The sequence below is a fragment of the Oceanobacillus polygoni genome (assembly GCF_008304605.1).
Lineage (GTDB): Bacteria > Bacillota > Bacilli > Bacillales > Amphibacillaceae > Oceanobacillus > Oceanobacillus polygoni.
Window position 1 is genome coordinate 47,967 of sequence record NZ_PIJY01000014.1, and the last position, 12,550, is coordinate 60,516.

General features: G+C 41.3%; 12 protein-coding genes. All 12 read left to right on the top strand.

The annotated features are described in order from the left end of the window. Window positions 1-3 precede the first annotated feature (3 nt). The 12 genes from F1560_RS05150 (at window position 4) to F1560_RS05205 (ending at window position 12,272) form a co-directional block, all read left to right on the top strand. A complete protein-coding gene (locus tag F1560_RS05150; RefSeq protein ID WP_149473569.1) occupies window positions 4-1,086 on the top strand; it encodes a Gfo/Idh/MocA family protein in 1,083 nt (360 codons plus the stop codon). A gap of 50 nt (window positions 1,087-1,136) precedes the next feature. Next, entirely contained in the window at window positions 1,137-1,853 is a 717-nt protein-coding gene (locus F1560_RS05155; protein WP_149473570.1) for a ThuA domain-containing protein, read from the top strand. 11 nt (window positions 1,854-1,864) lie between these two features. Next, the gene (locus F1560_RS05160; protein ID WP_149473571.1) at window positions 1,865-2,896 is read left to right on the top strand and encodes a Gfo/Idh/MocA family protein; all 1,032 of its coding nucleotides are present in this window, start codon (window positions 1,865-1,867) and stop codon (window positions 2,894-2,896) included. Between the two features lie 4 nt (window positions 2,897-2,900). After that, window positions 2,901-3,941 carry a Gfo/Idh/MocA family protein gene (locus tag F1560_RS05165; protein ID WP_149473572.1) on the top strand — a complete coding sequence of 347 codons (1,041 nt, stop codon included), beginning with the start codon at window positions 2,901-2,903 and terminating at the stop codon, window positions 3,939-3,941. Window positions 3,942-4,021: 80 nt separating this feature from the next. Next, complete coding sequence (locus F1560_RS05170; RefSeq protein ID WP_149473573.1) at window positions 4,022-4,990, top strand: sugar phosphate isomerase/epimerase family protein; 969 nt, start codon at window positions 4,022-4,024, stop codon at window positions 4,988-4,990. A gap of 596 nt (window positions 4,991-5,586) precedes the next feature. Next, window positions 5,587-6,519 (top strand): phosphotriesterase family protein, encoded by a 933-nt coding sequence (locus tag F1560_RS05175; RefSeq protein ID WP_149473574.1) that lies wholly within the window; start codon window positions 5,587-5,589, stop codon window positions 6,517-6,519. A 10-nt stretch (window positions 6,520-6,529) separates the two neighbouring features. After that, entirely contained in the window at window positions 6,530-7,183 is a 654-nt protein-coding gene (locus F1560_RS05180; RefSeq protein WP_149473575.1) for an orotidine 5'-phosphate decarboxylase / HUMPS family protein, read from the top strand. 14 nt (window positions 7,184-7,197) lie between these two features. Next, window positions 7,198-8,031: an L-ribulose-5-phosphate 3-epimerase gene (locus tag F1560_RS05185; RefSeq protein WP_187773635.1), complete on the top strand. Its 834-nt coding sequence runs from the start codon at window positions 7,198-7,200 to the stop codon at window positions 8,029-8,031. Continuing rightward, a complete protein-coding gene (locus F1560_RS05190; protein ID WP_210095943.1) occupies window positions 7,992-8,951 on the top strand; it encodes a transketolase in 960 nt (319 codons plus the stop codon). The genes F1560_RS05185 and F1560_RS05190 overlap by 40 nt, the downstream gene beginning before the upstream one ends. Window positions 8,952-8,953: 2 nt before the next feature. Further along, window positions 8,954-9,973 (top strand): transketolase family protein, encoded by a 1,020-nt coding sequence (locus tag F1560_RS05195; protein WP_149473577.1) that lies wholly within the window; start codon window positions 8,954-8,956, stop codon window positions 9,971-9,973. 15 nt (window positions 9,974-9,988) lie between these two features. Continuing rightward, window positions 9,989-10,648 carry an L-ribulose-5-phosphate 4-epimerase gene (locus tag F1560_RS05200; protein ID WP_149473578.1) on the top strand — a complete coding sequence of 220 codons (660 nt, stop codon included), beginning with the start codon at window positions 9,989-9,991 and terminating at the stop codon, window positions 10,646-10,648. Between the two features lie 667 nt (window positions 10,649-11,315). Beyond that, the gene (locus tag F1560_RS05205) at window positions 11,316-12,272 is read left to right on the top strand and encodes a sugar kinase (RefSeq protein WP_149473579.1); all 957 of its coding nucleotides are present in this window, start codon (window positions 11,316-11,318) and stop codon (window positions 12,270-12,272) included. Window positions 12,273-12,550 lie beyond the last annotated feature (278 nt).

The following is a 12,550-nucleotide window of genomic DNA, read 5'->3' on the forward strand; positions in this document are numbered from 1 at the left end:
CATATGAAGGACAAGTTGAAAATTGGAATAATCGGCTGTGGAGCAATTGCGGTGGAAAAGCATCTCAAGAGTCTACAGAAAATCAGCCAGGTTGAGGTTACGGCCTTTTGCAATCGAAACATTGAAAAAGCACAGGCAGTCGCAAAAGAATTTGGAACAGCTGATGCAAAAGTCTATGCGGATTACAGGGAGCTGCTAAAGGATAAAAATCTTGATGTTGTCCACATTTGCACACCAAATGTGTCCCATGCGGAGATTACGATAGCTGCGCTTGAAGCTGGAAAGCATGTGATGTGTGAAAAACCGATGGCAAAGACGTCAGAAGAAGCAGAGCAAATGCTTGCAGCAGCCAAGAGAAGCGGGAAAAAGCTGACAATCGGCTATAACAATCGTTTCCGTCCGGACAGCCAGTACCTGCATCAAGCCGTATCACGTGGAGATTTGGGAGAAATTTATTATGCAAAAGCCCATGCAATCCGAAGACGAGCTGTTCCTACATGGGGTGTGTTTTTGGATGAAGAAAAGCAGGGAGGCGGCCCGCTTATCGATATTGGGACCCATGCCCTCGATCTGACGTTATGGATGATGGATAATTATCAGCCGCAATCGGTGATGGGTTCTGTCTTCCATAAGCTTGGGAAACAAAAAGACGCTGCAAATGCTTTTGGATCCTGGGATCCCGATGAATTTACGGTAGAGGATTCTGCATTTGGTTTTATAAAAATGCAAAACGGCGCGACTATTGTCCTGGAGTCAAGCTGGGCACTGAATTCACTTGATGTGGATGAGGCGAAGTGCTCCTTAAGCGGAACCAGGGGTGGCGCTGATATGAAGGATGGCCTCCGGATACATGGCGAGGACTTCGGTAAATTATATACGACAAATGTCGAACTGGAACCTGGTGGCGTCGCTTTTTTTGAAGGAGAAACTGAAAGTGAAGCGGATCTCGAGATGCGTTTATGGATTGAATGTATTTTGCATGATACAGAACCGGTTGTGAAGCCGAAAGAAGCATTGGTTGTCACACAAATTTTGGAGGCAATCTATGAATCTGCGAGAACTGGCAAGGCAGTATATTTTGATTAAAATATCTCTTGAAACTAGATGAATACAATAAAAATCAAGGAGTGAACAAAATGAAAGTAACCGTATGGAATGAATTTCGACATGAGAAGGAGGACGCTGCAGTTGCGGCGGTTTATCCGAATGGAATCCACGAAACAATTGCAGCCTTTCTAAAAGAAGCTGGTCATGAAACAAAAACAGCTGTACTCGATGAGCCGGAGCATGGATTGACAGAAGAAGTGCTGGCTGAAACAGATGTGCTCGTATGGTGGGGGCATAAAGTGCATGAAGAAGTCAGTGAGGAAGTTGCGGAGAGAGTTAAGCAACGTGTGCTGGATGGCATGGGGCTTGTCGTACTTCACTCGGCGCATTTTTCCAAAGTGTTCAAAAAGCTGATGGGTACTGGTTGTGATTTGAAATGGCGCGAGGCGGATGAGAAAGAACGACTCTGGGTTGTGGATCCGACACATCCAATCACAGAGGGGCTGGGAGAATACATCGAGCTGGAAAAAGAAGAAATGTATGGGGAACATTTTGATATTCCAACGCCTGATGAATTGATTTTTATCAGCTGGTTTGAGGGTGGCGAGGTGTTCCGAAGTGGGGCAACCTTCAAACGTGGACGTGGCAAAATCTTTTATTTCCGTCCTGGGCATGAAACCTATCCAACCTATCACAACGAGGAAATTCAGAAGGTAATCCAAAATGGCGTGAAATGGGCTGCAAATACCAATACACCAAAGCATGTATATGGCAACAGACAGCCACTTGAGAAATTATCGAAATAGGGGTGACAGCAATGGCGAAATTAAAGGTTGCAGTAATTGGTTGTGGAAGCATTGCGAGACAGAGACATTTGATTGAATATGATGCGAATCCGAATGTAGAAATCACAGCGGTTTGCGATATCGTGGAGGAACGTGCGGAGGAAATGGCGCAAACGTACGGCGCCAAAGCATATACAGACTATAAACAGTTGCTTGAAACCGAGAATGTGGATGCGGTAAGTATTTGCCTGCCAAATTATCTGCATGCACCTGTTTCCATTCTGGCACTGAATGCTGGCAAGCATGTTTTATGCGAAAAGCCGATGGCAACATCAAGTGAAGAAGCAGAGAATATGATTCAAGCAGCAAAGGAAAACGGTAAAAAATTGATGATTGGACATAATCAGCGCTTTGTTGCTTCCCATCAAAAAGCAAAGCAATTAATTGAAAGCGGTGAGACAGGAAAAATCTACAGCTTCCGGACAACCTTTGGCCATGGCGGACCTGAAACATGGAGTGCTGATGGGAGAGAAGGCTGGTTTTTTGACAAGGAAAAAGCCTTTATTGGTGCAATGGGAGACCTTGGTGTACATAAGGCGGATCTGATGCGGTATCTGCTTGGGGAGGAATTTTCCGAGGTAGCGGCATTTGTTGAAACAAGTGCAAAGGGAGATACCGATGTAGATGATAATGCCGTTTGTGTTCTGAAGACGCAAAGCGGTATTATCGGAACGCTCGCTGCAAGCTGGGCATACAACGCGAAAGAAGATAATTCCACGATTATCTACGGGGAAAAAGCCATATTGCGGCTGGAGGATGATCCGAAATATTCCTTGGTTGTCCAATATGCAACAGGTGAAGTGGTGAATTATGAACTTGGCGGTATCCAAACCAATGAGTCCGGTGGACAGACGACAACACATGTCATCGATCACTTCGTGGAAAGCATTCTGGAAGATCGCGAGCCATTGATAAACGGCGAAGAGGGCATGAAGTCTTTGGAAGTTATTTTAGGTGCTTTGGAGTCAAGTGCAACTCGGAAAATCAGCAGTGTGAAGGGGTGATACGATGGAAAAATTACGAATGGGTATCATCGGTGCTGGCGGGATTGCTCAAAGCAGACATATCCCTGCCTTCTTGCAATTACAGGACAAGGTTGAGCTGACAGCAGTCCATGATATGAATCAGCAGCGTGCCAGTGAGGTTGCCGAAAAATATGACATTCCTTATGTGTTCGAGAATTACCATGATTTATTCAAAGAAGTGGATGCAGTAGCGATTTGTACGCCAAATAAATTCCATTGTGAAATATCCGTAGCGGCACTTGAAGCAGGAGTCCACGTACTATGTGAAAAGCCGATGGCAATTACGACAGCAGAATGTGAAAGGATGCTCGAAGCTTCTAAAAAAGCAGGAAAACTTCTTTTAATTGGCTATCACTACCGTTATACAGAGGCTGGTCAGCTTGCCAAAAGAGCAGTGATGAATAATGAAATAGGCGATCCACTTGTTGTAAGAGTTCAGGCATTAAGAAGACGAAAGGTTCCCGGCTGGGGAGTTTTTACAAATAAAGACCTGCAGGGCGGTGGAAGCTTAATTGATTTTGGCTGTCACATGCTTGATTTAGCAATCTGGCTGCTTGGTGAACAGGAGCCTGTGGAATTGATGGGAACGACATATAACCGGCTAAGCAAATCCCCGAACCAAATTAACGACTGGGGAATTTTTGACCATCAAACATTTGAGGTGGATGATCACGTTTCGGCCTACATGACGTTTGAAAATGGCATTTCCCTTCAATTCGAATGTTCATGGGCTGCGAATATAAAAGAAGATAAAATTCATCTCAGCCTATCCGGATCTGACGGTGGTTTGAATGTGTACCCATTTGAATTGTACCAGCCGAAGCTTGGCAAGATGATGGAAAGCACTGCTGAAGCGAAGCATGATGAAACTGCAGCAGGACTTGCCCAGGCTAAAAATTTTGTTGAGAGCTGTCTTGGTGAGGTGGAATTAGTTGTGAAGCCTGAAGAAGCGATGAAGGTTTCCAAAATTATCGAAGCAATTTATAGAAGCAGTGAGACGAGATCAAGTGTCAATTTTAGATAAGACATGTTAGAAGGCAGTTTTCGGAGGGGCCATCCCTTGACTGCCGTGACAAAACTAATTTTTAGAAGGGCGGAGAGAGTATGAAGCTTGGCGTATTCACCGTATTATTTCAAGATAAACCATTAGAAGAAATGCTCGATTACGTAAAGAAAGCTGGCGTGGATGCAGTGGAAATTGGCACTGGCGGCAACCCAGGAAATGCCCATTGCGACGTTGATGAGCTTTTAAACAGTGAAGATAAGCGGAAGGAATATTTAGATAAGATTCACTCACGTGGTTTAACGATCAGTGCATTCAGCTGCCATGATAACCCAGTGTCACCAGACAAAAAGCATGCACAGGATTCACATGACATTTTTATAAAAACCATCCGCTTGGCAGAGTTGATGGATGTTCCAGTTGTGAACACATTTTCAGGAACACCGGGTTCCAATGAGGATTCCAGATATCCGAACTGGCCGGTAACACCTTGGCCGACAGCCTATTCGGATATTCTCGAGTGGCAATGGGAGAAAAAATTGATTCCATATTGGAAAGAGCAGGGACAGTTTGCAAAAGACCATGGTGTAAAAGTTGGACTGGAGCTGCATGCTGGTTTTCTTGTGCACACGCCATACACGATGCTTAAATTAAGAGAAGCGACAAATGATGCTATTGGCGCAAATCTCGATCCGAGTCATTTATGGTGGCAAGGAATTGACCCAGTTGCAGCGATCAAGATCCTTGGCAAGGAAAATGCGATTCATCATTTCCATGCAAAGGACACCTACATTGATTGGGATAATGTAAACATGTACGGCCTAACAGACATGCAGCCATATTCCAATGTGCAGACACGCGCTTGGACATTCCGAAGTGTCGGCTATGGACATAGCGCGCAGGAATGGTCCAATATTATTAGTGCTTTAAGGACATATGGATATGATTATGTGGTGAGTATTGAACATGAGGATCCGCTGATGTCTGTGGATGAAGGGTTTAAGGCGGCTGTTGGGAATTTGAAGGATGTGTTGATTCGGGAGAGGCCTGTTGATATGTGGTGGGCTTGAGTTTGGGGGTGTCCCTTGAAATATATATTAAGATAGATGGAGGGATAACATGTATATATTCCCAAGTATTACAGAATGGACGATACTGATACAGTGATTCGTTTTATTGAAGAGAGTGGCAAATATTTTACGGCAGAAGGAAGATCAAGGTTCGGTAAAAATAGGGGAGCGGATAATGCAGGATACTTAAATGTATTCAGTGATACTCGTCTAAAGGTATGATGAACAACGAATTTCCTGACAACTATAATTTATAATAAAGGCTTTAGAATTTATTTACTATTTAAACACAACATATTTTCCACTTATGTTGTGTTTTTTGATGTATAAATGGATGTTTATTGTCCTACGGTCTCCTATTCTCTATATTAATTACCTCCCTACACTAAGCTTCTATATTTCCTGAAAACTACTTCTACTCTTCTATATCCGCAGTTAATAAAGATTAAATATTATTAATATTTAATCTTTTGTAATGAAGTAAATTTTTTGAAAAAAGGTATTTTGCAAACGCTTTTTATATGTTATATTAGATTTATATTTAACATCTGTTCAAACGAGTGAACATTTGTTCAAAAAATGGGAGGAGTTTTTGTATGGCAAAAGGAAAAGTTAGAACAGTATTAGGAGATATCGAGGCATTAGAAATGGGCTTTACAATGGCACATGAACATATTTTGACAAATCCACAGGGGGAAGGAACAAAAAATAATCTGGACCACCATTTAGACAGTGTTCCATTGGCAATTCAAATGTTAAGAGAATTTAAAGAAATAGGTGGTGGAGCTATTATTGAAACAACTCCAGAATCATGGGGAAGAAATACTCCAGGAATGGTCACAGCTTCTCAAGAATCAGGCGTACATGTTGTTGCGTGTACAGGGTACATTTGTGAAGAGCATGGCATGGAGCCAGAACTAAATGAATGGTCAACTAACTATGTTGCAGAGAGAATGTTAGGTGATGTCCAGGTAGGGATGGATGGTACGACTGTTAAAGCTGGATGGATTAAAGCTGGTACTGCTTATAATCACATTACCCCAAACGAAGAGAAAGTGTTAAGAGCAGGTGCGCGTGCAGCGACAGAAGCCGGTACATGTTTCCACACTCATACAACGGCTGGAACGATGGGGATTGAGCAATGTGAAATTGTGTTAGACGAAGGATTTGATATGAGTAAATTTATCGTTGCCCACGTAGACCGTGTTCCTGATTTATGGTACCATCGTCAAATTTTAAAGACGGGTGCAAATATCATCTATGATGGTCCAGGAAAAGCAAAATATTATCCAGATAGCATGAGAATTGAATTGCTTAAACAATTAGTTGCAGATGGTTACGAAGATCAAATCATGCTTTCCAATGATATGGGAAGAAGATCACACCATAAAGTATACGGATATGGCCCAGGATTCAACTGGATTAAAGAACGTTTCTTACCAAGATTGCTTGATGAAGGATTCAGTCAAGAAGTGCTTGATAAGTTTATGATTCATAACCCTGCAAGAGTTTACCAAATGGAAAAGTAGAGGTGCAAAAATGAGCAGACCCAAATTACAGCTAGCTTTAGATAATCATGATTTGTCGAATTCTTTAGCTTCTGCTCAAAAAGCTCAATCACAAGTGGATGTGATGGAAGTAGGCACGATGCTAGCTTTTGAAAATGGAATGAAGGCGGTTCGTATCATGAAAAGCCTATTTCCAGAGCACATCGTGTTAGCGGATATTCGCATTATTAAAGCTGGGGGAAAACTGGCCAAATTGGCCTTCGACTCCGGTGCTGATTGGGTAACGGTCATGAGTGATGCTTCAAATGATACGATTGAGGCAGTAGTTAAGGAAGTAAAATCACGCGAAAATAAAGACGTACAGATAGAAATAAATCAATCTTTCACAAGTGAACAAACCGATTACTGGCGATCTTTAGGGATTACCCAGTTAATTTATCACCGTTCCAGCGAAGTGGTAGAGGAAGAAGTGAAGTGGACCCCAGAAGTCATCCTTGAACTAAAGAATTTAGCTGACAAAGGCTTTCAGTTGAGTATTACTGGCGGATTATCCGTTGACGAAATCAAACTATTTAAAGATGTCCCGGTTTATTGCTTTATTGCTGGAAGGAAAATCGCTAATTCCCCTGAACCTTTTCAAGCAGCAAAACAATATAAAGATGAAATTATTCATGTGTTTGGATGATGGAGGAGCTGCTCATGAAAACAATAAAACTAGGAATCTATGAGAAGGCGTTGCCACTCAATAAGGATATTGAAGACGTTTTACACTCGATAGCTGATGCTGGATATTCTTTTTTTGAAATGGCTTTAGACAAAGACCGTTTACCAAGGTTTCAGTGGTCTACAGAACAGAAAGCAACGTGGCTTCGTGCTAGCTTAAACAGTGGAGTCCGTTTCTACAATATGGTTCTAAGTGTCCATCGTGATTTTCCTTTCGGAAGTAAAGAAGTGGAGATTCGACAACAAGCAATGCAAATTATGGAACAGGCGATTGATTTCTCATCAAGTATGGGCATTCGTACAATCCAAATTGCCGGTTACTATACGCTTGAACATGAAGTTACAACGGATGATTCAAAGAAAAGGTTTTTAGAAGGAATGTATCGATCCGCTGAACTTGCCAGTCAAGCAGGGGTGATGCTCGGTATTGAGAATGTCGACAGAGACATCATTTCTCTTGAACAAATAAAAGAAATCGTCGAAGAAGTTCAATCACCTTGGTTAAAGATGTATCCGGATGTCGGGAATTTAACGGCGCATCATTTTAATGTCAAACAGTCGCTAGCAGAAAACATCAATCATATCATTGGTATCCATCTTAAAGATACGAAGGAAGGGGTATTTAGAAGAACTCCATTTGGTGAAGGAATCGTCGATTTCAAAGCTGTGTTTGAGACCCTTTTCGAAGCTGGATACGATGGACCTTTTGGATTAGAAATGTGGAACGACAACAGCAGAAATAGCATGGAAATCATTAAGGAGGCAAGGACATGGATGTTGGATCAAATGTTGTACAAAGCACGCAGCTAAAACTGGATGAACAATATGAATATAAAAAAATGGAACAAATGGCTCATGGGATTCGCCAACGGGTATTAGAATTAACCATTGAAAAAAATGGGTGTTATTTGAGTCAAGCTCTTTCTAGTGCCGAAACGGTTGCTGTTTTATATGGCGGGTTAATGAAATTAGGAGAAAGCCAAGCTCCGTTTGATGCTCCTGCTTTTGGGGGAATACCTGGAAACAGCAATAAAGACTATGTTACAGGTGCCGCTTATAACGGACCAACTGGACCAGGTTACGATCGTTTGTTAATTTCACCTGCACACTATGCCGTCGTGATTTATGCGGCTTTGGTTGAATCGGGAAGATTGTCGCCAGACTCACTGAAAGAATTTAATGTGGATGGAAGCATTGTCGAACAAATCGGTGCGGAACATTCCCCTGGTTTTGAATTGACAACAGGTTCGTTTGGTCAAGCGATAAGCCAGGCAGGAGGAATTGCTCATGCTAGAAAAATGAGGAATGAAGAAGGACGCGTTTTCTTGTTCATGTCTGACGGAGAGTTAGAGGAAGGGCAAACTTGGGAAGGGATCCAAGCTGCTGCTCATTATAAATTAGATAATCTTGTTGTTTATGTCGATGTTAATGGTCAACAGTACGATGGCTGGACTAAAGACGTCATGAATATCGAACCAATCAATTCTCGAATTGAGGCATTTGGTGGAACTTGTGTCACTGTTGATGGACACAATATAAAGGAATTAGTGAAGGCGAGTCAAGCACCAACTGAAGGCAAACCATTGTTCGTTTTATGTTATACCAATTCTGCTCAAGGGTTACCAGAGTTGGATTATCGAAAGCCAAATCTTCACTTTGTAAGATTTCGCGACCATGAAGTTGAACAATTTAAAGCGATTCTTGAAAAAATGAAGAAAGGGGTTCGGTAATTATGGTTGAATTTGTAAATAATCCACATTCCCAAAACATGGTGAGATATGGAAAGGAAAGAGAAAACGTTCTTGTCTTATCTGGAGACTTAACAGGATCAACAGAGATTGCTGAGTTCAAAAAACAACTACCTGAAAAATTTGTTTCCATGGGGATGGCTGAACAAAACATGCTAAGCTGGGCTGGTGGTTTGGCGAGGGAAGGTTATGTTCCATTCCTGCATACGTTTGCTGTCTTCTTATATAGAAGGCCATATGACCAATTATCTATGTCGGTCGCATACCCAAACTTAAAGGTGCGTTTAGTTGGATTCCTTCCGGGTATCATGACACCAGGTGGAGTTACTCACCAAGCGATCGAGGATATTTCTGTCCTAAGAAGTGTCCCAAATATGACGATTTTTGAAACAGGTGATGCGACCGACGTTGAAACCGTCTTAGATGCCACCGATGATATCAATGGACCCGTCTACATCCGGATGTTACGCGGACGTTTGGCTCGTTTGTTTCCGAAAAATGAACCATTGAAGTTTAATACTGCAAGAATATTAAATGAAGGTGATGATATTACTGTATTGTCTAGTGGTATCTGTACAGAAGAGGCAATGAAGGCAGTCAATTTATTAAAAGAGAAAGGCGTTCATGTGAAACACCTTCATATTTCTACTTTAAAACCATTTACTGATGAACGGGTTGTCAAAGCTCTTAAGGAATCGAAAAAAGGCGTCATTACAATTGAAAACCACTCGGCAATTGGTGGCTTAGGATCAGCAGTTGCAGAAGTGATGGCTGAGAATGGAATCTCAACAAAATTAACGAAGATAGGTATTCCAGATACCTATGGACATGGAGCTTCTGCAGAATATTTAATGCGTAAATTTGGTTTAGATGCTCTTGGTTTATTAAACACGATTGAAAAAGTATTAGACAGGAACTTGAATATTACCGAAGAACAGGTTAAAGCATTTGATTTAAAGGAAGAGCAAGAAGACATAAAGCAAACTCAATTAGAAGCACTTTAAGGAGGTTTCAAGATTATGCTACTTGAGGAATTAAGGAAGACCGTATGTGCTCAAAATATAGCACTTGTAGATAACGGCTTAGTGTTATGGACAAGTGGGAATGTAAGCGCAAGAGATCCGGAAACCAATTATGTTGTTATCAAACCAAGTGGAGTGTTGTTTGATCAACTAACACCAGAGAAAATGGTGGTTGTTGATCTATATGGAAAAGTAGTGGATGGGGATTTAAAACCTTCTGTTGATACTGCTTCCCATTTATATGTATACCGTCATCGCGATGACGTTCATGGTATTGTTCACACGCATTCTCCTTATGCTACGAGCTTCGCTATAACCGGGGAACCGTTGCATATCTACACAACAACCTCAGCTGCTGTTTTTGGAGGGACGATTCCAATATCTGATTTTGCCATCATTGGTGAAGAGGAAATTGGACAAGAGATAGTGGAGAAAATCGGAAATTCAGAGGCTATTTTAATTCGTAGTCACGGTATCTTTACAATTGGAAAGACATCGGAAAAAGCATTGAAAACCTCCGTTATATTAGAGGAAACGGCACAATCTGTTCATTATGCGATGTTGAGAACAAAAGTTGAACCTTTACCAGAAGACGTCGTCGAACAAGGATACCGAGTTTATAATGATACTTACGGTCAGAAGAAAACGACAATTTAAGGAGTATCGTTATGGACCAAAAATATGCCCAGATTACACGGGTGGCTGAATTGTATTATCAGCGGAATCTAACAGCAAAAGCTATCAGAAATTATGGGGTCTCCAGGCTCACAGTCTCAAGGCTTTTGGAAGAGTCAATGAGACAGGATTTGTAGGAACCAACGTGCATACCCCTGTTTTTGATCGGATTTTTTGGATGTAGAAGAAAAGGGAAGTTTGCTCCAATTAGGTGCTGTTGGACATTTGCTGGCTCATCCTATTGATGAAATTGGGGGAGAGATTCCTATTGCTTCCGCTTGTTAATTTGCAAATGTAATGCGGTCGATTGGAATCGCAACGACTACTGTAAAAGCAAAGGTGCTTTTGACAGTGGAGAAAAGGCTGGTGTTTTAATGTCGTTACTATTGATAAGTGGTGTGAGAAAGAACTGCTCTAATTTTTAAGTGGATAAAATGTAATCGCTTTAACAATGTGTCCTGTTAGTAATAGAAGCCAATTTGCTATGGAAGCAAGGTAAGTCTGTTAAGTTATTAGTAGGCGAGTGCCCTATTAAAAGATAATTACTAATTTGAATAAGTGGAATTTTTTGTTATTGCAAATAGGCCGTTTATTATATATAAATTTCTTATATTGAAATTATGTAAAAACAAAGAGAGGGGAACAAATTATGAGCTTCGATGTTACAACTATCGGAGAAGGAAGTCTTCGCTTATCTGTCCCAGCTGGGAAAAGATTAAACTTAGCTAGTTCTTTTGAAATCGGGGTTTCTGGAGCTGAAGGGAATGTAGTAGGCTGCTTATCACGTTTAGGCTGGAAAACTGGGTGGATAAGCTGTTTGCCAGAAACACCGGTAGGTAAAAGGGTTCGAAATGAATATCGAAGTCACGGGATTAATGTAGATCAGATTATTTGGTCCGATCAATTCCGTTTAGCAACCTTGTATGTGGAGTACGCAGCACCTCCTCGTTCGACAAAGGTCATTTTTGACCGTAAAAATACTTGTTTTACCAATATTCTCAAGGAAGATGTCGATTGGTCTTATCTACTAGACTCAAAGATTATTCATTTAACTGGGATTACGGTCGCATTATCCGAAAACACAAAAATAATAGTTCAAGAATCAATCAAACGAGCACATGAAGCCGGAGTACCAATTAGCTTCGATGTCAATTATCGTAGCACTTTGTGGGAGGTAGAAGAAGCATATGAAACGATGTTGCCGATGATTCAAAACGTAGAAGTGTTATTTTGCTCGAAGCGTGATGCTGAATCTGTATTCGGTTGTGAGGGGAATGATCATGAAATCATTCGTCAGTTGCAAAAAATCTCAAATGCTAACAAATTAGTTATGTCAAGAGGCGCGGCGGGTGTTGTCGGATTAGAAGACGGTGTGATTTATGAGGAGCCCGCCCCCGAGGTTGTAATTATAGACAGAATAGGTGCTGGTGATGGTTTGGCTGGTGGCGTTTTACACGGCTGGTTAGAGAGGGATTTTGTAAAAGGGCTTAAATATGGAGTCCTCACAGCTGCTTTAGCGCTGAGCCAATATGGCGAAGTTGTTAATACCAATGAAAAGGAATTAAATGGCTTGTTAGAAAGTAGAGGAGCAGACATTGTTCGCTAATTAAGGTTGAAAGCCATTGAGTTTAGCTGGTGTTACTTTGGTAAAGAGGTGAAATTAATTTTTAGTTTGATTTTGCTATTCTTTATGGATAGCGGGGTAAATGGTTTTCAAGAAGCCACTTCCAAGCTGTTTTCCCCCTGATTTATAAGCAAGCTATTACCTGTTACAGGTACTCAATAGACGGGATGTTTTTCCCAATGTCGAAAAGCAGTACCGAAACAGTTGAAAGCGCTTAATTACCAATTATTTTTTAAGAGAGCGGTCGAATTCGTACAAAA